General features: G+C 65.7%; 19 protein-coding genes. 5 read left to right on the top strand and 14 right to left on the bottom strand.

Annotated elements, in window-relative coordinates:
* Positions 1 to 15 precede the first annotated feature (15 nt).
* The 3 genes from ABC728_RS04740 to ABC728_RS04730 all read right to left on the bottom strand — a co-directional run bounded on the left by ABC728_RS04740 (position 16) and on the right by ABC728_RS04730 (position 3,760).
* Positions 16 to 807: a DUF4394 domain-containing protein gene (locus ABC728_RS04740; protein WP_416621509.1), complete on the bottom strand. Its 792-nt coding sequence runs from the start codon at positions 805 to 807 to the stop codon at positions 16 to 18.
* Positions 808 to 905: 98 nt separating this feature from the next.
* A complete protein-coding gene (locus tag ABC728_RS04735) occupies positions 906 to 1,313 on the bottom strand; it encodes a response regulator (protein WP_416621510.1) in 408 nt (135 codons plus the stop codon).
* A 71-nt stretch (positions 1,314 to 1,384) separates the two neighbouring features.
* Complete coding sequence (locus ABC728_RS04730; protein ID WP_416621511.1) at positions 1,385 to 3,760, bottom strand: ATP-binding protein; 2,376 nt, start codon at positions 3,758 to 3,760, stop codon at positions 1,385 to 1,387.
* Between the two features lie 156 nt (positions 3,761 to 3,916).
* Between ABC728_RS04730 and ABC728_RS04725 the strand changes: the two genes are divergently transcribed.
* Positions 3,917 to 5,287, top strand: coding sequence for a glutamine synthetase family protein (locus tag ABC728_RS04725; protein WP_416621512.1), 1,371 nt, complete (start codon positions 3,917 to 3,919; stop codon positions 5,285 to 5,287).
* Between the two features lie 58 nt (positions 5,288 to 5,345).
* On the opposite strand, the gene ABC728_RS04720 is transcribed toward ABC728_RS04725, so the two are convergent.
* The 9 genes from ABC728_RS04720 to ABC728_RS04680 all read right to left on the bottom strand — a co-directional run bounded on the left by ABC728_RS04720 (position 5,346) and on the right by ABC728_RS04680 (position 14,106).
* Positions 5,346 to 6,452 carry a DUF2336 domain-containing protein gene (locus ABC728_RS04720; protein ID WP_416621513.1) on the bottom strand — a complete coding sequence of 369 codons (1,107 nt, stop codon included), beginning with the start codon at positions 6,450 to 6,452 and terminating at the stop codon, positions 5,346 to 5,348.
* A gap of 316 nt (positions 6,453 to 6,768) precedes the next feature.
* Positions 6,769 to 7,770, bottom strand: a complete 1,002-nt coding sequence (locus ABC728_RS04715; protein ID WP_416621514.1) for a TAXI family TRAP transporter solute-binding subunit — start codon at positions 7,768 to 7,770, stop codon at positions 6,769 to 6,771.
* A gap of 33 nt (positions 7,771 to 7,803) precedes the next feature.
* On the bottom strand, positions 7,804 to 8,460 hold the full coding sequence (locus ABC728_RS04710) for an ABC-type transport auxiliary lipoprotein family protein (protein WP_416621515.1): 657 nt from the start codon (positions 8,458 to 8,460) through the stop codon (positions 7,804 to 7,806).
* Positions 8,461 to 8,465: 5 nt separating this feature from the next.
* On the bottom strand, positions 8,466 to 9,404 hold the full coding sequence (locus ABC728_RS04705; protein ID WP_416621516.1) for an MlaD family protein: 939 nt from the start codon (positions 9,402 to 9,404) through the stop codon (positions 8,466 to 8,468).
* Between the two features lie 3 nt (positions 9,405 to 9,407).
* The gene (locus ABC728_RS04700; protein ID WP_416621517.1) at positions 9,408 to 10,205 is read right to left on the bottom strand and encodes an ABC transporter ATP-binding protein; all 798 of its coding nucleotides are present in this window, start codon (positions 10,203 to 10,205) and stop codon (positions 9,408 to 9,410) included.
* Between the two features lies 1 nt (position 10,206).
* Positions 10,207 to 11,340 (bottom strand): ABC transporter permease, encoded by a 1,134-nt coding sequence (locus ABC728_RS04695; RefSeq protein WP_416621518.1) that lies wholly within the window; start codon positions 11,338 to 11,340, stop codon positions 10,207 to 10,209.
* A gap of 123 nt (positions 11,341 to 11,463) precedes the next feature.
* Positions 11,464 to 12,258 (bottom strand): hypothetical protein, encoded by a 795-nt coding sequence (locus tag ABC728_RS04690; RefSeq protein WP_416621519.1) that lies wholly within the window; start codon positions 12,256 to 12,258, stop codon positions 11,464 to 11,466.
* Positions 12,259 to 12,568: 310 nt separating this feature from the next.
* Entirely contained in the window at positions 12,569 to 13,348 is a 780-nt protein-coding gene (locus ABC728_RS04685) for an ABC transporter permease (protein ID WP_416621520.1), read from the bottom strand.
* The gene (locus ABC728_RS04680; protein ID WP_416621521.1) at positions 13,345 to 14,106 is read right to left on the bottom strand and encodes an ABC transporter ATP-binding protein; all 762 of its coding nucleotides are present in this window, start codon (positions 14,104 to 14,106) and stop codon (positions 13,345 to 13,347) included. The genes ABC728_RS04685 and ABC728_RS04680 overlap by 4 nt, the downstream gene beginning before the upstream one ends.
* A 107-nt stretch (positions 14,107 to 14,213) precedes the next feature.
* On the opposite strand from ABC728_RS04680, the gene ABC728_RS04675 reads away from it, so the two are divergent.
* From ABC728_RS04675 to ABC728_RS04660, 4 genes are all read left to right on the top strand, one after another.
* On the top strand, positions 14,214 to 14,573 hold the full coding sequence (locus tag ABC728_RS04675) for a hypothetical protein (protein WP_416621522.1): 360 nt from the start codon (positions 14,214 to 14,216) through the stop codon (positions 14,571 to 14,573).
* Positions 14,570 to 15,328, top strand: coding sequence for an SDR family oxidoreductase (locus ABC728_RS04670; RefSeq protein WP_416621523.1), 759 nt, complete (start codon positions 14,570 to 14,572; stop codon positions 15,326 to 15,328). Before ABC728_RS04675 ends, ABC728_RS04670 begins: the two co-directional genes overlap by 4 nt.
* Positions 15,329 to 15,489: 161 nt before the next feature.
* Positions 15,490 to 16,833 carry a glutamine synthetase family protein gene (locus tag ABC728_RS04665; RefSeq protein WP_416621524.1) on the top strand — a complete coding sequence of 448 codons (1,344 nt, stop codon included), beginning with the start codon at positions 15,490 to 15,492 and terminating at the stop codon, positions 16,831 to 16,833.
* 463 nt (positions 16,834 to 17,296) lie between these two features.
* Positions 17,297 to 18,319: an agmatine deiminase family protein gene (locus tag ABC728_RS04660; protein ID WP_416621525.1), complete on the top strand. Its 1,023-nt coding sequence runs from the start codon at positions 17,297 to 17,299 to the stop codon at positions 18,317 to 18,319.
* Here ABC728_RS04660 and ABC728_RS04655 read toward each other — a convergent pair.
* Both ABC728_RS04655 and ABC728_RS04650 read right to left on the bottom strand, forming a co-directional pair.
* Positions 18,307 to 18,906: a hypothetical protein gene (locus ABC728_RS04655; RefSeq protein ID WP_416621526.1), complete on the bottom strand. Its 600-nt coding sequence runs from the start codon at positions 18,904 to 18,906 to the stop codon at positions 18,307 to 18,309. The two genes, ABC728_RS04660 and ABC728_RS04655, sit on opposite strands and share 13 nt — an antisense overlap.
* The gene (locus tag ABC728_RS04650; RefSeq protein WP_445376366.1) at positions 18,899 to 19,405 is read right to left on the bottom strand and encodes an RNA polymerase sigma factor; all 507 of its coding nucleotides are present in this window, start codon (positions 19,403 to 19,405) and stop codon (positions 18,899 to 18,901) included. Before ABC728_RS04650 ends, ABC728_RS04655 begins: the two co-directional genes overlap by 8 nt.
* Positions 19,406 to 19,443: the final 38 nt, after the last annotated feature.

The following is a 19,443-nucleotide window of genomic DNA, read 5'->3' as shown; positions in this document are numbered from 1 at the left end:
CCCGCCCCCGTCCGATCAGCGCTTGTCCAGGATGGCGATGTCGATCACATCGCTTCCATCCCCGATGCGCCCCATGCGCTTCATCGCGCCCCGCTGCACGTCCAGATCATAGAGGATGCCGCCGGCAACGGCCCGCCCGTGATATTCGTCCTCGGCATCGGTGAAGATATCCACCCCTTCCACGATCGTGCCGGCCGGCACGCCGAGCGGTCCGATGGTGCGCAGGACGCCATCGTTCGGCGGGTCCTGCGACAGCCACGCTCCGGCGGCGCTATCGACGTCGAAAAGCTGCGTCTGCGTCGCCCCGGCGAAGGAATTGATATAGGCGCCGGCATAGACGGCAGGCTTTTTGCCTGCATTGACCTTGTCCTTCGGGTGGTAGGCCAGCGGCTTGTCCACGGCCGCCGCTCCCGTCTCCACATTGACGCGCAGATTTTGGCCGTCCGATCCCATGACACGCAAACGGTCCGCCTGGGGATTGAAATCGACCACCACATGGTCGATGGCCGTCAGCGCGACCGACAGCCTGGGCCCAGCCGTGGCCGCCCCCGTCGCCAGATCGATGGCATAGAGATGGTTGTCGCTGGCCAGCCCATAAAGCGCACCATTGGCCGGACGCACGTCGATGCCCAGCAGCTTGCCCTTCACACCTGTCACGGGCAGCACTTTCACCATACCCGGCGACGTGTCGGAAAACAGCAGCAGTTCATTGCGCTGATTAAGACCTGCAATTTCCAGCGCCTGCACCGGAACTGCCATGCCGGCCCATGCCAGCGCGGTCAGAATGATCGCCCGTCCCCTGTTCATTGCGTCCTCCCCACACGACTCCGGCCCAATGCCATTGTCGGCCGCATGATAAGGTAGAAGAATGAAAGCGCCTGTCACCTATCCGTAAGGGCAGGCGATCATGGCTTGATGTTGAAAATGGCGCAGATTTTCTGGCGCAACTGCATGGGGGAAAACGGCTTCACGATATAGGCATCGACCTTGTTGGCGCGGGCGGCATGGACGAAATCCGCCGTCTGGTTCCCCGTCAGCATCAGGAACGGCATGTTCTCCCACGTCTTGCGAACATGCTGAAGCAACTGCAATCCCGTCACGTTGGGCATGTTCCAGTCCGAGATGATCAGGTCATAGCGCAATTCGCTGTCTTCCAACGCCTCGATAGCCGCCTTTCCGTCCTTGACGATATGGATGTTCTGGATTCCCAGATGGATCAGCACCTGACGCGCCAGGCGCTGGGCAAAGACATTATCCTCCACCAGCAGCACGCTCAGTTTCTCGAAGCCGGGTATTTGGTCACGGTTCAGCATCAGGTTATCTTGGAACAGGCCGTCAGGCATCAGGCCGCAACCGGCAAATGAAGTCAACGTATCCAACCGGATCATGTCCCATCTTCCGCGGGGACCGGGGATAGCGATAGCAGGCGGTCGCGCTGCCCGCGCAGCCAGATCAGCCCTTCGTCAAGATCATGGCGCAGTGCCGGCAGCAGCACGGCCAGGGACGGGACATCGCCCCCGTGCCCCGCAAGCTCCACCTTCGACGCCGTTCGATAGACCCCGGCCATTCCAAGGCTGCCCGCCGCGGATTTCAGGGAATGGGCTACCTCCGCGACCTGCTGGGGGTCCGGCATGCCGTTGGCGGGAAACAGATCGGGTTCCACCTCCGGGAGGATCGACAGGATGGTCTCGATCAGATCCAGGACCATCTCAGGCCCCATGCTGTCTGCCATGTCGGTCAGCATTTCCGGCACGAACGGATCGGTTCCCGTCAGCAGGGAGACGGCACCCGCCTCTGCGGCCCTATCATCATGCGGCGACGATGCCATCTCTTCCTGGCCGGCTGCTTCGGTCCCATCTGGGAACAGGCGATGGATCACCTTGAACAGATTGGCCGGATCGATCGGCTTGGCGACATGCCCATTCATGCCAGCATCCAGGCAGCGCTGAATGCCGCTGGTGCCCACGCTGGCCGTCGCGGCAACGATCACGACGCCGGACGCCGGCCCCGGCAGGGCGCGGATGGCGCGCGTGGCGGTCATCCCATCCATGCGGGGCATATGCACGTCCATCAGCACAAGGTCCAGCGCCGGAACGGCGTCGCGGACGGCGGCGACCGCCTGTTCCCCGTCCGTGGCAAACAGCACCTCATGTCCATGTTCCGCCAGGGCGCCGGCCAGAACCTTGCGATTAACCGGATTGTCATCGGCCACCAACACACGCAACGGCCTCACGACATGGTCGTCGAAGCCGGCTGTCGCGTCACCCGCGACCGGGTTGCCTTCCACCAGAGGGATTTCAAACCAGAATGTACTGCCCTGGCCGGAAACGCTGTCGACGCCGATGGTCCCGCCCATGGCCTCCACAAGCTTCTTGCAGATCGCCAGGCCCAGGCCGGTGCCCCCGAATCGCCGTGTAATGGAACTGTCCGCCTGCACGAAGCTGCCGAACAGCTTGGCGCGCGCCGCTTCCGATATGCCGATGCCGGTGTCGGCCACCTCCACCCGCAGGCGGGCGCCATCGGGCAGCATCAGGGCACGCAAGGTGACGCCGCCCTCCTCGGTGAACTTGATGGCATTGCCCACAAGGTTCAGCATCACCTGGCGCAGCCTGTTGGGGTCGCCCTTCAGATAGGGGGGCAGCCCCTCCTCCACCTCTTCCTGCAGCCAGAGCCCCTTCTCCTCCGCCCGGTTGCGCATCAGCATGGTCGTGCCGGCAACCAGTGACGCCAATTCGAAATCCAGCACCTCGATATCGGCCTTGCCGGCCTCCAGTTTCGAGAAATCCAAGATGTCGTTGAGGATGCGCAGCAGCGATTGACCAGACAGCAGGACCGTCGACGCCAGTTTCGTCTGCTCCTCGTCAAGACCCGACCGCAACAGCAGCCGCGTCAGCCCCAGCACGCCGTTCATGGGTGTGCGGATTTCGTGGCTCATCATGGCCAGGAACTCGGACTTGGCACGGGTGGCGGCCTCGGCCTTTTCCTGGGCCTCCCGCACCACGGCCATGGCACCTTTGAACACGCCCAGCGCGCCGGCCACCCGGCCGATCTCGTCCCGTCGCGCCATGTGCGGAACCGTTACCTCCATATCGCCGCCGGCCAGTTGGATCGTGGCGCGGGTCAGACGGTCAAGGGGCGTGACGATATTGCGGATCAGGGCGATGGTGATGCCGACCACCAGCGTGAACAGCACCGCGATCAGCATGCTGGTGCGATCGGCCGCCGCCCTGATCGTCTCCTCCGCTGACAGCCGGAAGCGATACCCATCCTCCGCCGCCATCTGGGTGACAATCTCCAGATTGTTGATGATGCCGATGCCCAGCCGCTCCATCGACCGCATCGCATCCTCACGACTGGCGCCGCCGGGCATGTCGATCAATCCGCGAACGGCCTCGATCCAGGCAATGTTCTGTTCACGGATGCGGGCGACATATCGGCCGATCTCCGGGTTGAGGCCGCGCTCCTCGGCAACCGCCAGACTGGCCAGGAAATTCTCGTCGCTGATCTCCAGATCCTCGCGGAAGGTCTCCGGCAACCCTCCAGGGGATTTCAGAGCCCGATCGACCATCAGGTCCAGCATGACGAAATCGGTCTGTGCCAGCCGGGCATAATTGATGGCCTGAAGCGGCTGATCATACATGCGGATGACTAAATCGCCGGTTGACCGCACCACCAGGACAGCAACGACCCCGATGATCACGGCGGCAAGGACCGCCACCGCGAAAGCCGCCGCCAGCTTGAAACGGATGGTTCTGAGCATGCCGGACGGCCCCGTGCCTGAAATACCGTTCCTTTATGCGCGCAGGAGGCAGGATGCCGCAAGCCGTCAGCCCGCCCCGACCCGTCACCGCCTTGACAGCGCGGTCCGCCCCTGCTGCCATGCAGCCGTCTGAACCAACATGGGATCGTCCCCGGAATGACCGCCAGCGCCGACCTGCTTCGCGAGATCGATCTTTTCCGGCAGCACTATCCGGCCGTGACGGCCGTCGATGTGCTGCTGCCCGATCTCTGCGGGGTCTTCCGTGGCAAGCGTGTGCCCGTGGCGGAACTGGACAAGGTTTGGAAGGACGGCGTCGCATTCCCCGGCTGCACCTTCGCCGTCGACATTACCGGCGACACGGTGGAGGAAACCGGCATGTCGGTGGAGAAGGGCGTGCCCGACCGCGTCTGTCTTCCCGTTGCTGGCACATTGGCCCCGGTGCCGTGGGCCGCCCGGCCGATGGGCCAGGTTCTGCTGTCCATGCGCGACGGGGACGGCTCCCCCTTCCCCTATGCGCCGCGCGCGCTGGTGGAAAGGCTGGTCGGCGAACTGGCGGGGCGCGGCCTGACGCCCATGGTGGCGATCGAGCTTGAATTCTACCTGCTGGACCGTGACCGGCCGGCGGGTGTGCGCCCGTCGCCGCCCGTGTCCAGGCGCAGCGGCCTGATCCAGAACCGCACGCAGGTCTATGGGCTGGCCGAGTTGGAGGATTTCGAGGAGGTGCTGGACGAGATCACGGCGGCGGCCCAGGCCCAGGGCATCCCCGCCGGGACCGCCATTGCCGAATATGGCCCCGGCCAGTACGAGATCACGCTGGCCCACCGGCCCGACGCCCTGCGCGCCGCCGACGATGCCGTGCTGTTCAAGCGCGTGGTCCATGGCGTGGCCCGGCGCCACGGGTACGAGGCGACCTTCATGGCCAAGCCCTATGGCGATCAGGCCAGCAGCGGCATGCATATCCATATGAGCGTGCTGGACCGTGAGGGACAGAATATTTTCGCCGCCGAGGCGCCGCAGGGCTCGCCCCTGCTGGCGCACGCCATCGGCGGCATGGCGGAGACGATGCCCGCCTGCATGGCGCTGGCGGCGCCCGGCGCCAATAGCTGGCGCCGCTTCCAGGCCGGGTCCTATGCTCCGACGGTCATCGCCTGGGGCGTCAACAACCGCACCGCCCCCTTGCGCATTCCGGCCGGCGGGCCGGACAGCCGCCGCGTGGAATACCGTATCGCCGGTGCCGACGCGAACCCCTATCTGGTGCTGGCCGGCATGCTGGCCGGCCTGCTGCACGGGCTGGATGGCAGGATCGATCCCGGGCCGGCGCTTGAAGGCAACGCCTATGCCGCCGACGCGCCGCACCTGCCGACCGAATGGGGCGTGGCCCTGGATCTGTTCCAGGGATCGCCCGTGCTGCGGCATTGGCTGGGCCAGGCGTTCGTCGACACCTATGCCATCACCAAGCGGGCGGAGCGCGCCAAGTTCAACCAGCAGGTCACGCCGCTGGAATGGGAATGGTACCTTCGGGGCTGACATCACGGTGCGGGACCGCGAAAGGCCCCGCCCGCATCAGGCCAGGCCGCCACACGGTTCAGGCAGCGGCCGTCAGGTCGCTCAGCTTGGTCAGCAGGTAATCCACATCCTCGCTGGCCAGTTCCTCGAACTGGGTCAGGATGCGTTCCAGCATGCGGCGGCGGTGCCGCTCCCGGTCATGGTCCAGCCCATCGAAATCCGTCTCGTTCGCCACATCCAGCGCAATGCGCAGGGCGGGATAGAGCTTCGGCGGCAGGCCCGTCCGGTCGAACAGGGATTTCAGCCCCAGCCGGCCGGCATCATGGATCAGCAGACGCGCATTGGCCACCGGTACCTGCCCCAGTTGCGCCAATGCCGTCTCGAAAAACGGCACGTCGCCCATGCACAGCGCCCGCAGCAGCAGCGACGGGGTCAACCGGTGGCTGCGGCGCAGTTGCGCCACCAGCTTTTCCAGCTCCACATCACCGGCACCGCCCACCAGGCCATAGGTCGCCCGCTCGCGCGTCTGGAGAACCAGATCGGCCGCGACATCGTTGGGCAACTCGTGCTTGGCGACCAGCCGTTCACGCAATTGTTCGGAAACCAGCGCCACCAGCCGTTCGGCCACGGTCACGGGCAGCTTGGCCCGGTTGACCATCGGGGCGGCCACAGCCTCGCTGTCCGGGAACCGGTCCAGCGCCTTGACCATGGCCTTTTCGCCGACCGCCGCCGTTTCGTTCGACAGCAAGGTCGCGACGGCCTTCTCGCTGCCGCGTTCCACCAGCGCATCGGCCACCGATTCGGCGACATTCGCCCGCTTGGCCACGGCCGTCTGCTTGTCGGACGACCCGGACCGGATGATCTCCACCAGGTCCTCATCCGTCAGGACGGTCGAAACCTCGATGAAGGGCAGCGACACCTCCTCCACGTCGCGGGCCATCGCAATGGCCACGTCGCGGGGGATGCCGGCGTTCGTCTTCAGGCTGTCCGCCAGGGCGGAACGCACGCGCGTGGCCACATCGCGCGCCATGATGCGCACGATGTCCTCCGCCAGCACCCGCTCCGACGCCGTCAGGTTCGGCTGGGCGAAATGCTTGGCCACCTTCCCCGCCATCTCGGCGCGGGTGGTGGGGGATGGATCGGTCAGCAGACGCTGCACGTCCTGCTGGGACAACTTGTCGGACATGGGGTGGACGCACCCTCCCTGGATCGACCGCGTGGCCGATACCGGCCATCAGGCAGCCGGTACGGACTCCGCTGTTTCTTTAACATTTAGTGCAGAGTTCTGCCAATTGCGAACGCCAATTTGGATCAGAAACCACAACGGGAACAGCGTACTGCGCAAGCATGGCAAGACCACCATCCGGAAGGATAGGTGAAAAACCATTGCGCCAGAGGAAACAGGCGCGTCCCGCATGCCTATGAATGCATGCCTTGTCCGACTCGTCCAGCCCTTCCTTTACCCCTTCCCGCCGGCAAGGACGGGAGGCCACCCGGCGCGCCTACCGTCCCGGCGGCGATGCGGCGGCAAAGGCCTTTTGCGCCACCGGGTGCAGGGGGGCGGTGCGGGCCCGCTCTGCCATGCCGTCACCCTCCACCCCACCGAAGGCCGGGTGCTGGGCGGTCAGGTCCGGCCGCTGTTCCAGCAGGATGCGCACCATCTCCGCCACAGCCGCCTCATCCGTGCCGGCCCGTGCCACCAGGGTAGCGGCCACGCCGATGCTGGCCACATCCTCCGGCACGCCGGGATAGACGGCGGCGGGAATCGTGGCACGGACCAGATCCTTGCGGCCCTCCAGCAGCTTGTCGATGCCCGGCCCGCCGATCGGCAGCACGCCGGCCCCGCACGTGACGGTCGCATTGTGAATGGCGGCGTTGGGATGGCCGGCCGCGACGAAGGCGGCATCCGTCTCACCGGCGCACAGGGCCGCCAATGCCGCGTCGGGCATCAGGTCCCCGGTCTCCCGCAGGCCACGGACCCCCGCGGCATCCAGCACCATGTCGGCCAGATTGCGCAGCGCCGAGCCGCGCGGGCCCAGATTGACGCTCTTGCCCTTCAGCTTGGTGATATCGTCGATCTCGGCCCCCGGCCGTACCAGCAGGGTGACCGTCTCCGCATGCAGCGTGGCCACGGCGCGCAAGTCCGTGAATGGGCCGTCACCGGCAAAGCGCCCGTCCCCGCGCCAGGCGGCGGCCTGCCAGTCCGACTGGACGATGGCGAAATCCACCTGGCCGGCACGCAGGGCATTCAGGTTATAGACGGGCCCATCCGTCGCCTCGACCAGACAGCGATAGCCATGGCGCGCCCGGTCCTGGTTCACCTGCCGGCACAGCGCACCGGCCATGGGATAGTAGAGCCCGTTCACGACCCCGGACGCGATCACCATCTGCCGTTGCGCGGCGGGCGTCCCGCCCCCGGACTGGGCAGTGGCGGACCCGGGCAGCAGGGGGGCGGCCAGCAGCGTCACGAGAAGGGCGAACGGCAGACGTCGGGAACAGGTCAAGGCTCTCTCACCAAAAGGCTTGGAAAAGGAGGGTCACCGCGGCAGCGGGTCGACCCGCACATTGGCCATGCCCTGCTGCAGCGTCCATTCGACGATACGCCGCAGCACGGCACCCGATGCGCGGTCGAAGGCGTGGATGATGTCGCTCAACGCCGGACTTTCGGCCCGGACCTTGGCTTCGAACGTCTCCCCCGCCACGATGTTGCGCCGGGGCATGCGCACCAGCTTGGCATTGATCCGCACGGTCGCCTCGGGCGCCACGTCGCGGGTCTCCCCCCCGTCGTAGCTGGCGTGGAAATCGCGCATGTCGGTCTTCAGGACGAAATCGGCCCGCAGGCCCGACCGTTCAACCCCCACGGCGACGATGCGGCGGCTGTTCTCGAAACTTTCGACGATCAGGGTCTGCATCATGTCGGGCGCCGTGTCGGCCCATGTCGCGCCGGAATAGTAGGTCATGCGGTTGGCCGTCTCCCCCAGCATGATGCGCGGCGTATCGATGGCGGAATTGGCCAGCGGCGTCTCCACCAGCAACTGCCAGGGCGCACGGGCCAGCCCGGCCGTGAACTCCTTGGCCGGTGTCAGCACATAGATCTTCTGCGACCGCCCGCCCGTCAGCAACTGGGCGGGCGAACAGGCGGCCAGCGGGACCAGCGCCCCCAGGGCCAGCAGGTTGCGGCGGCTGAATGTCATGTCGCTCACTCCGTTTTCACTCCGCTATTGCCGCCGAACAGCAGGTCCGTGGGGTCGCGTTCCAGGCGACGGGAGACGCGGCTGAGATTGGCGGTCAGGTCCTGCAGATGCACCAGCAACTGGCTGAGATCATAGAGGCCGGTAGAGGTGAAGTCGCGGATGGGTTCCCGGTTCTCCTCGATCATGCCGGCCAGCGAGGCGGACAGGCGATTGATCTCCTCCGTGGTCTTCGCCAGTTCCGAGGAGATGGTGGTCGCATTGCGCCCGACCGTCCCGACCGTCTCGTTCGCGGTAACCATCAGCGTCTCGGCCTGCCGGCCCAGCACATCCACCTGCCGGCGCAGGTCGGTGATCAGCAGATTGGTGTTGCGCACCGTCTCGTTGGCATTGCCGCTGGCCAGAGCCAGATTGGACAGCAGGGCACCGATGGCCTTCTGATTGTCATCGTTCAGCAATTCGGTGAGGCGGCTGGAAATCTTCATCAGGTTTTCCAGCACCTCCGGCGCCTTGGACAGGACCGCGGCGATGGAGCTTTCACGCGACGGGATGATGGGAATGCCCTGCGTCTTTTCCCGCAGCAGGGGAGCATCCTTGCTGCCGCCGGCAATCTCCACATAGACGCCGCCCGTCACGCCCACCGGCTCCAGCGAGGCGATGGCGTCGGTCTTGATCGGCGTCTCCTCCGGCACCTCGATGGTCAGGCGGACCTGCTCCACATTTTCCGGATTGATGCGGATGTCGGTCACCGTGCCGACATTGACGCCGCGATAGCGCACGGGCCCGCCCTCCACCAGCCCCGTCACGGTGCCGGTGACCATGATGTAATAGGGCTGGATCGCCTTGTCGAACTGCACCTTGGCCAGCCAGATGACGAAGATGAAGATGGCCACCGCCAGCGCCAGGACAAAGGCACCGACAGCCGTGTAATTGGCCCGTGTTTCCATGTCCTATTTCCCTTTCGCCGCACTGGCCGCGCGACCGCGCGGCCCATGGAAGTAATCTCTGATCCAGGGATGATCCTGGCGCAGCAATTCGTCAATGGTGCCCACCACCACCTTCTTGTCGACCAACACCGCGATGCGGTCGCAGATGGCATAGAGGCTGTCCAGATCATGGGTCACCATGAAGACGGTCAGCCCGAGACTTCTTTGCAATGATCCGATCAGCTCGTCGAAGGCGGCGGCCCCGATCGGGTCCAGGCCGGCCGTCGGTTCGTCCAGGAACAGGATCTCCGGGTCCATGGCCAGCGACCGGGCCAGGCCCGCACGCTTGCGCATGCCGCCGGAAAGCTGTGACGGGTATTTGGGGCCGGCATCAGGCGGCAGGCCGACCATGGCCACCTTGACACGCGCGATCTCGTCGATCAGGTCCTGCGGCAGGTCGGTATGCTCCTTCAGGGAGACCTGGATATTCTCCAGCACGGTCAGGGAGGAGAACAGCGCCCCGTCCTGGAACAGCATGCCCCAGCGCGCCTGCAGCGCCAGCCGTTCGCGTTCGCCCAGTTCTCTGGTATCGCGGCCCAGCACCTCGATCCGGCCGGCCGACGGTTCCATCAGGCCCACGATCTCCCGCAGCAGCACGGACTTGCCCGTGCCGGACCCGCCCACCAGGCCCATGACCTCGCCCTTGGTCACGTCCAGGTCCACCCCGTCATGCACCACCTGGGCACCGAACCGGGTGACAAGGCCGCGCACGCGGATGATCGGTTCCGTCGCCCCCTGTGCCGGCTTTTCCGCATCCGTCATGTCATATCCCGATATAGGAGAAGAGGACGGAGAAGGCGGCATCCAGCACGATCACCAGGAAGATGGAAACGACGACCGAGCGCGTGGTCAGCAAGCCCACGCTTTCGGCACTGCCGCTGACCCGAAGGCCTTCGTAGCAGCCCACCAGGGCGATCACCACAGCGAAGACGGGCGCCTTGACCAGCCCCACGAAAAGCGTCGTCGTGTTCACGGCGATCTGCAGCTGACGGGTAAACTGCACGAAATTGATGTCGAGATAGACGTAGGCCATCACCGCACCCCCCGCGAGTGCCACGACATTGGCAAAGAAGCCGATGAGCGGCAGGGCGATCAGCAGGGCCAGCATGCGCGGCAGCACCAGCATCTCTACCGGGTCCAGGCCCAGCGTGCGCATGGCGTCCACCTCCTGGTTCACCTTCATCGTGCCGATCTGGGCCGTAAAGGCCGAACCGGAACGGCCGGCTACGATGATGGAGGTCATCAAGATGCCGATTTCCCGTAGCACCCCGATGCCCAGCAGATTCACGACATAGATTTCGGCTCCGAAACGACGTAGCTGATCTGCGCCCTGATAGGCGAGAACCACGCCGATCAGGAAGGAAAGCAGGCCAACGATGGGCATCGCGTTGAGGCCCACCTGCTCCAGATGAAAGAAAAGCGGCCGCAGCCGCAGCCGGCCGGGGGACCGCAGCACGCGCAGGGCCGTGACGGTCACCAGCCCCAGGAAATTCAGCATAGACAGAATGTCTTGCCACATGCCGATCGTTGCGCGACCGATCCGATCGGCCAGCGCAAAGGGTACCGGCCTGGCGGCCGGTGCAGGGGGTGCCTTGTCGGCGATGGCGCCGCGCACATCCTCCAGCAGGGTCAACAAATCCTGGCGGCCGCCGTTCAGCGAGACCTTGTGGCCATCCGCCTCCAGCCGGCCGATCAGCCGGTCCAGCAGGATGGCGCCGGTGGTATCGAGCGCCGCAAGCGAAGACAGGTCGATGCGAACATCGACCTGTCGCCGGCCCTGGGCCGGGTCGCGCATCTGGGATTGCAGCTTGGGGGCCGAAGCCAGATCCCACCGGCCCGATGCTGCCAGCACCAGCCGATCCTGCTCCCAGTTTGACGTGAGGGTTCCGGTTTGCACTGTCACCTGGTCCGTGGCACGCCGCAACCAAGGGCGGCATCCCCTTCCCATTGACATGGCTCGACCGGACCGGTCAACACCTGGATACCCGCCGCCGCCCCTGCGCTCACCATTCGCTTAGACTTAGAACATATAGTAATCACTATCGATATAGGCCTGCCGGCCCTCTTCCATCCCCCATTTCAGGTAATGGTAGAGCGGGTTGAGGTCGGCTGCGGCAACGTCGGGGTTGGCGGTCAGGTAGGCGTCGCCATCAAAGAAAGGCGACGGGTTGCGTCCTTCCTTCCAGCCATACAGCTCGTAATGCGCCCAGGCGTCGATGCCGGACGCGGCGACATCGGGATTGGCTTCCAGGTAATAGTTCGCATCGAAATAGAGATGCGTGCTGCGACCCTCGGCCAAACCGTTGGCTTCATAATGGGTAACGGCCGCCACGCCGGCTGCGGCCACGTCGCCATAGACCTCGGCATAGTAGGCCGCGTCGAAGCCATTGGTGGCCTGGAAGGGGCGGCCTTCGAAACGGCCGTAATACTCATAATGCTCGGCGCCATCCTTGTAGATGCCGGCCTGCACGGCCGCATATACGTCGGGATTGCTGTTCAGATAGAATTCCTCGTCGAACCCGCCCCAGAAGGGGGTCGGCTCGTACAGGGCGATGACCTTGTCGGCGAAGATGGCGAACTGGATATTGACCAGCGTGTCGTGATTGTCGGCGCCCGTGATGGTGATGACCCCATCATCATTGTCCAGGTCGTAATCGGCCGCCACGCCGGTATAAAGGGCAGCGTTCAGCCCGCCACCGCCGTTCAACACATTGGTACCGGCCCCACCGGCGATCAGGTCGAACCCGATGCCGCCGTTCAGTGCCTCAGAGGCGTTGGTGCCATTGATCCGGTTGAATTCGTGGTAGATCGTCATGATCCTCGTCTCCATCGTAGCGTTTCCGCCGCGGGGGCGCCATTGAGGGCCGCCGCGACCTGCCGGGCGAACGTCGCGGAGCCATCCGCCGGTCGCGAGGCTCGACAACGACGCGGGCGTTGCGGCCCGGTGTCGATGCACGCCATTGCGGGGGCGTGCGTCGGGTAAACGCCATGCCGGGTGGATTGGGGCCGCCGGGCATTGGCATTACCCGCAGGGCCGTACCGATTTGGGATAGGGGACAGGCATCCGCCCCACACCGCGTGCGGCTGGTGACAGGGCATTTGGCAGGGACGGACGGAAACGCAGCCTATCCTGTCGCGCCGGGATGCCAGCGCCGCAGCAGCAGGCGCTGCACCCAGGACATCAGGGCGAAGATCAGGATACCCAGCAACGACAGCAGGACCAGGGCGGCGAACAGGCGCGGCATGTTCAGGCGGTTACCCGCCTCGATCACCCGCCAGGCCAGCCCCTGGGCCGTGCCGGAACCCGCCACGAATTCCGCCACCACGGCGCCGATCAGCGCCAGCCCGCCTGAAATCCGCGCACCGGCCAGGATATAGGGCAGGGCGGAGGGAAGCTGGAGCCGCCACAGAACCTGCCAGCGACCGGCACCATACAGCCGGAACAGGTCCCGCAGGTTGGGATCGACCGCCGCCAGCCCGGCCGTGCTGTTGGACAGGACGGGAAAGAAGGCGACGATCCAGGCCAGGATCAGCAGGGCCAGGCCCACCCGTTCATACCCGACCCAGATGATCAGCAACGGGGCGATGGCCACGACGGGCGTGACCTGCAATATGATGGCATAGGGATAAAGCGCGGCAGAAAGCGCCCGCGACTGGTTGAACAGCACGGCCAGCCCCACCCCGCTGACCAGCGCCAGCAGAAAGGCCTGGACGGTGACCACCAGGGTGAGGACGGTCGAGCGCAGCAGGATGCCGGCATCGTTCCACAGGGCCGCTGCCACCAGATGCGGCGGCGGCAACACGAACACGGGAATGTCCCACAACCACACCACCGCTTCCCACAGCCCCAGAAACAGCAGCCCGACAAGCGGCGGCAGCAGGCGCTGCATCCATGCCCCCGTCATGTCGCGGCCTCCCCCATGGCCCGGTGCAGCCGCTCCGACACGGCCCGGCAAAGCGCACCGTAATCAGAGCCCGTCCGGGTGGACAGGTCACGCGGCCAGGGCAGATCGACGGGCAGGTCCGCCACGACCCGGCCCGGGCGCGCCTTCATGATGGCAATACGGCTGGAAAGATAGACGCTTTCGAAAACGGAATGAGTCACGAACAGGGTCGTGAACCGTTCCCGGCGCCACAATGCCAGCAGATCGTCATTCAGTTTCAGCCGGGTGATCTCGTCCAGCGCGGCGAACGGCTCATCCAGCAGCAGCAGGCGCGGGCGCGTCACCAGGGCCCGGGCCAGGGCGGCGCGCATCTTCATGCCGCCCGACAATTCGCGCGGCCAGGCCCGCAGGAAGTCACCCAGGCCGACACGCTCCAATCCTTCGGCGGCACGCGCATTCCCTTCGGCCCGGTCCATCCCGGCCAGATCCAGGGGCAGGCGCACATTGTCGAGGATGCGGGCCCACGGCATCAGGGTCGGTTCCTGGAAGACGAAGCCGACATCACCGCGTGCCAGGGGCCGTTCCCACGCCACGGCCCCCGCCGTCGGCGCGATCAGACCGGCGACCAGCCGCAGCACCGTGCTTTTCCCACAGCCGCTGGCCCCCAGCAGGGACAGGAATTCCCCCTCCGCCACCGCCAGGTCCAGACCATCAAGGGCGCGGGTGCCATTTGGATAGGTCAGGGACAGGCCCGACAGGCGCAGCAACCCGCCGCTCACAACGTGGACCTGATGATGGGGAAGACTGGACGCATCACCTGTTCCTCTTTCGGGCGCGGGCTGATATTAGCGCGCAACAGGCCATTGTCGAGCGATCGGGCGGATTGATGACACCCTCCCCCTATTTCCAGATCCTTGTGCGCGAGGTTGCGGCATCGCTGCCCGTGGCCGGGCGGCCGGACGGGCTGCCCTGCCTGATCAACCTGCGCCTTGGTACGAATGTGACGGGTCCCTTCACGGGTGACCCCGATGATATCGGCATGACGGTCGATTATTCGCAGATCGTCCGCCATATCCTGGGACCCTTCGCCCAAAAGGGGCCCTTTGCCGACGCGCCGTCGCTGGCGCAGGCACTGGCCGATTTCATCTTCGCCTTCGATGACCGCATCCTGTCGGTGAAGCTGGCCTTGCGCAGCCCGGCCGACCCCGGCTTCGACCACCAGATGGAATGGGAGCGCCCCGCATGAACCAGCCGCATGCCGTCCTGATCACCGGCGGCGCCCGCCGCCTGGGCGCCGCCATGGCGCTGGCCTGTGCCGGGGCCGGCATGGATGTCGCCATCCACTACCGCACCGAAGGACCGGCGGTCGCGGAGATGCTGGACCGGTTGCGGGCCCATGGGGTTGCCGCCACGGCCGTGGCCGGCGACCTGGCCGATCCGCGCCAGGTGCCGGGGTTGATGCCGGCCGCGGCGGAAGGGCTGGGCCGGCCGCTGACCGCACTGGTCAATTCCGCCTCCATCTTCGAATGGGATGACATCACCAGCCTGTCGGCGGACAGGCTGGTGGCCCATTACCTGCCCAATACCGTGGCCCCCGCCCTGCTGTCACAGGCGCTGCTGGCACAATTGCCGGCGGGGGCGGCCGGTACCATCGTGAATATCCTGGATCAGAAGCTGTCCAATCCCAACGGCGACCATCTCAGCTACACGCTTTCCAAATATGCGCTGATGGGGCTGGGGAAGACGCTGGCCCGGGCCGCAGCACCCCGGCTGCGCGTCAACGCCATCGCACCCGGCTATGTGCTGCCCGCCCCGGGGCAGGAGCAGGCCGCCTTCGAACGGCTGCACGACCGCACGCCGCTGGGCCGGGGGCCCGACGCGGACGATATCGCGGCGGCCTGTCTCTACCTGCTGCAAGCTGACAAGGTGACGGGCCAGACGATCCATGTCGATGCCGGGCTGCGTTTTGCGTCCCTGGAACGCGATATCAGCTTTTATTGAGCCCTTTCCGCCTTGCCTGCCCCCCCTCGCCTCTGCCTATACTGGTCCATCCGAAACAATGTGGAGGGCTGCGGGCGTAGCACCAAATTCCCAGCCCCGGCGGGCAGGCACCTGTCCCGGCCGTCGCGGATGCTTCTGGGCCGCCAACCCGCGGCGTCGTCATGAGTAAGCTGGAAGAATTCATCCGTTCGCGGCACATCACCGAGGTTGAGTGCCTGGTGCCGGACATGGCCGGCATCGCCCGCGGCAAGATCGTCCCGGCCGAAAAGTTCCTGCGCATCCTGCGGGATCGCGGCCTGCGCCTGCCCGAATCCATTTTCATCCAGACGGTGACCGGTGAATACCCGGAAGACGAGGATGTGACGAGCGTGGAGAACTGGGACGTCTACATGACGCCCGACCCCGACAGCGTCCGCATGGTCCCCTGGTACAATGAACCCACGGCGCAGGTCATCTGCGACTGTTTCTATGCCGATGGTTCCACCGTCGATATCTCCCCCCGGTCGGTGCTGAAGCGCGTCCTGAAGCTGTACGAGGCGCGCGGCTGGAAGCCGATCGTGGCGCCGGAGCTGGAATTCTTCCTGGTCGCCGTCAACAAGGACCCGGATTATCCGCTGGTGCCGCCGGTCGGACGGTCCGGCCGGCAGGAAAGCGGCCGGCAGGCCTATGGCATCGATGCGGTGAACGAGTTCGACCCCATCTTCGAGGATGTCTACGATTTCTGCGAAAAGCAGGCGATCGACGTCGACACGATGAGCCACGAGGCCGGGGCCGCGCAGATCGAGATCAATTTCAATCATGGCGAGGCGCTGGACCTGGCCGATCAGGTGTTCCTGTTCAAGCGCACCGTGCGCGAGGCGGCCATCCGGCACAATGTCTATGCCACCTTCATGGCCAAGCCCATGCAGAATGAGCCGGGCAGCGCCATGCATGTCCATCAGTCGCTGCTGGATGCCAGCACGGGCGTCAACCTTTTCGCGACGGCGGATGGCGGCGATACCCCTTTGTTCATGAGCTTCATCGCGGGCCTGCAGAAATATCTGCCCTATGCCATGCCGCTGCTGGCGCCCAATGTGAATTCCTATCGCCGGCTGGTGCAGGGATCGGATGCGCCCATCAACGTGCATTGGGGCCGGGACAACCGGACCACGGGCTTCCGCGTGCCTGTCAGCCCGCCGGAGGCGCGGCGCGTGGAAAACCGCGTGGCCGGTGCCGATGCCAACCCGTACCTGGCGCTGGCCGCCTCCCTGGCCTGCGGCTATATCGGCATGACGCAGGAACTGGAGCCGTCCGATCCCGTCAAGGGCTCGGCCCACCGGCTGGCCTTCGCCCTGCCGCGCCACCAGGGCGACGCTCTGAACAAGTTCAATGGCTGCAAACCGTTGAAGGAGGTTCTGGGCGAGCGGTTCGTATCGGCCGTCAGCTATGTCAAGCAGGCCGAGTATGACGCCTATCAGCGGGTGATCAGCAGTTGGGAGCGGGAGAACCTGCTGCTGAACGTGTGATACGCCGCGCCTTGAAGAGCCGGGCCGGCTCTGCTTCACGGCCGCATGCGCAGGGTTGAAAGGCGGTCCGGTCACGGGTCCAGGGCCGCTTTTCAAGCCATGCGCGGCACGCAGGCTTGCCCAGGCGCCGCCCCCGGATGGCGCAAAGCCGGAAGCGCAATTATATTACGCCCATCGAAAACAACGATGGAGACTATCATGCGGTACTTTTTCATGCTTCCCATGCTGCGGCTCGGTGCTTTTTCTCCGTTCGCCGCTTCGGTTCGGCAGTACCCGGCCAACCGCCGCGATTGAGGCGGAAAGGCCTGCTTCTTTTAGCAGTTCCCATTTTTCAGTCTGAAACCGAATGCGCTGCCGGTTGTCTATCTCCTCCGGCATGGTTGTCAGGACCCCGCCCCGGCGATTACCTTCGCCGGGGCGTTTTATTCAGGGGGCCCCGCCAGCCGACAAAGGACCGCGCATCATGACCACCCCCGTCGCCGATGGTTTCCACATGCCGGCCGAATGGGCACCGCATGCCCGCTGTTGGATGGCGTGGCCGGTCCGGGCGGAAAGCTTCCCCAACGGGCTGGAGGCGGCGCGGCAGGCCTATGCCGCCGTGGCCAAGGCCATTGCGGGGTTCGAGCCCGTGACCATGCTGTGCCCCGATGGCGCCCTGGCCGATGTCAGCCTGGCCTGCGGGGCCGGCGTGTCGGTCCTGCCCATGCCGACATCGGATAGCTGGGTGCGCGACAATGGCCCCAGCTTCGTCATCGATGGCCGGGGCGGGGTGGCCGGGGTGCATTGGGGCTTCAACGCCTGGGGCGGCAATTACAGCGATTTCCAGGCTGATACCCAGGTCGGCCGCCTGATCCTGGAAAGCCAGGGTCTTAAGCGCTATGCGGCGCCGCTGATCATGGAAGGCGGGTCCTTCCATGTGGATGGCGAGGGAACGCTGCTGACGACCGAGGAGTGCCTGCTGAACCCCAACCGCAACCCCCACCTGACGAAGGCGGAGATCGAGGCGCATCTGGCCGCCCATCTGGGCGTGCGGCAGTTCATCTGGCTGAACAAGGGGTATGAGCAGGACGAAACCGATGGCCATATCGATGAGATCGCGGCCTTCGTGAAGCCGGGCACCGTGCTGACCATGGTGACGGACGACAAGGATGACCCCAACTACCCGATATTTCAGGACAATCTCGCCCGCCTGCGCGCGGCCCGCGACGCGGCGGGCCGCGAACTGGAGATCGTGACCCTGCGGACACCGGCCCGGCAGGAACAGGACGGGGTCCGCCTGACCCTCTCCTATACGAACTTCTACATGGCCAATGGCGGCATCGTGATGCCCCAGTTCGAGGACCCGGCGGATACCGAGGCTGTCAGCCTGTTCCGCCGGCTGTTCCCGGACAGGAAAATCCTACCCGTGCCGGCGCTGGATATCGTGCGCGGCGGTGGCGGCATCCACTGCATCACCCAGCAGCAGCCCGCCGGTCAGCCGGCGTAATCGCGCAGCAGGGCCTCCAGCCGGCGCTGTTCGGGCAGCAGGTTGAGCCGGTAATGGGCCGCCCCGCCCAGGATGACCAGCAGCAGGGCGCCGCCGGCCAGGGCCAGAAACTGACCGGCATGATCGGGCGCCATCTTGCCACCCGCCTGCAAACCATCCAGTGCCAGCAGCAACAGCGGCAGCATCACCAGCCACGCCCCCCCCACAAACAGCAACCGCAGCCGCCCGGCCCGGTTCGCGTCCAGCATGGCCGCAACACTGTCCGGCAGTGTACGGCCGGCGGCCCCATGGTCGCGCAGATGGCGACGATGGGGCCGCCCGACCAGCAGCAACAGGCCCCAGCACAAAGCCAGCGGCGGCAGCGCCGTCCACAGGTCGGCCCCGTCCCCCTGCCCCGCGATGGAGGTGGCGAACGCCCCCGCCGTGACCAGGGAAAGGACGGCCCCGACGGCCCCCAGGAACCAGCTTGTCCGGTGGCGTCGCCCGATCAGGTCGCGCATCATGGCATCGATCATGGCGTTCTTCTCCTTGTCGGCAGGGTGGTTGGCACCGGACGCGAAGGTCCGGGACAAAGGATCATCATTCATGCCCGGGTTCCTCCCGCAGCAGGGTGGTGACACGTTGCCGGGCGCGGGACAGGCGCACGCCGACATTGGTGGTCGAGATGCCATGCATGGCCGCCATCTCCCCATAGGAGACGTTCTCCAGCGACAGCAGCATCAAGGAACGATCGACGGAGGACAGGGTACGGATGGCCGCGTAAAGCCGGTCGACCCGCTCCTGTCCGCCAGGGTCGGCGCCGTTGCCGGAAAACAGGGCCAGATCGGCCTGCCCTTGCCGGGCCCGGCGGAACAGCCAGTTCTCCCGCCGGCGCCAGGTCAGTGCCCGGTTATGGGCGACCCGGTGGATGAAGGTGACAGGCGACAACTCGGCACGGAAGGCGGGAACCGCCTTCCACACTGCCAGCATCAGTTCCTGGAGAAGGTCGTTCTGGTCCGCCGGGTCGGCGAAGGCACGCGCCACATGGACCAGCAGGCCCACATGCGCCTTCATCCATTCCCGGAATACCTTGTCCTGCGCGTTCATCCCCGCCCCGCCGATGGTTCGAACCGTTAGACGGTGGT

The organism is Niveispirillum fermenti (assembly GCF_052474395.1).
Note: the sequence above shows the minus strand (reverse complement) of the source record. Positions and strands in the feature narration are given on the sequence as shown.

What these genes read in the sequence shown, in the direction of transcription:
- ABC728_RS04700 (WP_416621517.1), bottom strand. Translation starts at nt 10,205, where the DNA reads ATGACGGATGCGGAAAAGCCGGCACAGGGGGCGACGGAACCGATCATC.
- ABC728_RS04740 (WP_416621509.1), bottom strand. Translation starts at nt 807, where the DNA reads ATGAACAGGGGACGGGCGATCATTCTGACCGCGCTGGCATGGGCCGGC.
- ABC728_RS04710 (WP_416621515.1), bottom strand. Translation starts at nt 8,460, where the DNA reads ATGACATTCAGCCGCCGCAACCTGCTGGCCCTGGGGGCGCTGGTCCCG.
- ABC728_RS04730 (WP_416621511.1), bottom strand. Translation starts at nt 3,760, where the DNA reads ATGCTCAGAACCATCCGTTTCAAGCTGGCGGCGGCTTTCGCGGTGGCG.
- ABC728_RS04670 (WP_416621523.1), top strand. Translation starts at nt 14,570, where the DNA reads ATGAACCAGCCGCATGCCGTCCTGATCACCGGCGGCGCCCGCCGCCTG.
- ABC728_RS04650 (WP_445376366.1), bottom strand. Translation starts at nt 19,405, where the DNA reads ATGAACGCGCAGGACAAGGTATTCCGGGAATGGATGAAGGCGCATGTG.
- ABC728_RS04720 (WP_416621513.1), bottom strand. Translation starts at nt 6,452, where the DNA reads ATGTCCGACAAGTTGTCCCAGCAGGACGTGCAGCGTCTGCTGACCGAT.
- ABC728_RS04705 (WP_416621516.1), bottom strand. Translation starts at nt 9,404, where the DNA reads ATGGAAACACGGGCCAATTACACGGCTGTCGGTGCCTTTGTCCTGGCG.
- ABC728_RS04660 (WP_416621525.1), top strand. Translation starts at nt 17,297, where the DNA reads ATGACCACCCCCGTCGCCGATGGTTTCCACATGCCGGCCGAATGGGCA.
- ABC728_RS04655 (WP_416621526.1), bottom strand. Translation starts at nt 18,906, where the DNA reads ATGAATGATGATCCTTTGTCCCGGACCTTCGCGTCCGGTGCCAACCAC.
- ABC728_RS04690 (WP_416621519.1), bottom strand. Translation starts at nt 12,258, where the DNA reads ATGACGATCTACCACGAATTCAACCGGATCAATGGCACCAACGCCTCT.
- ABC728_RS04735 (WP_416621510.1), bottom strand. Translation starts at nt 1,313, where the DNA reads ATGCTGAACCGTGACCAAATACCCGGCTTCGAGAAACTGAGCGTGCTG.
- ABC728_RS04665 (WP_416621524.1), top strand. Translation starts at nt 15,490, where the DNA reads ATGAGTAAGCTGGAAGAATTCATCCGTTCGCGGCACATCACCGAGGTT.
- ABC728_RS04685 (WP_416621520.1), bottom strand. Translation starts at nt 13,348, where the DNA reads ATGACGGGGGCATGGATGCAGCGCCTGCTGCCGCCGCTTGTCGGGCTG.
- ABC728_RS04675 (WP_416621522.1), top strand. Translation starts at nt 14,214, where the DNA reads ATGACACCCTCCCCCTATTTCCAGATCCTTGTGCGCGAGGTTGCGGCA.
- ABC728_RS04725 (WP_416621512.1), top strand. Translation starts at nt 3,917, where the DNA reads ATGACCGCCAGCGCCGACCTGCTTCGCGAGATCGATCTTTTCCGGCAG.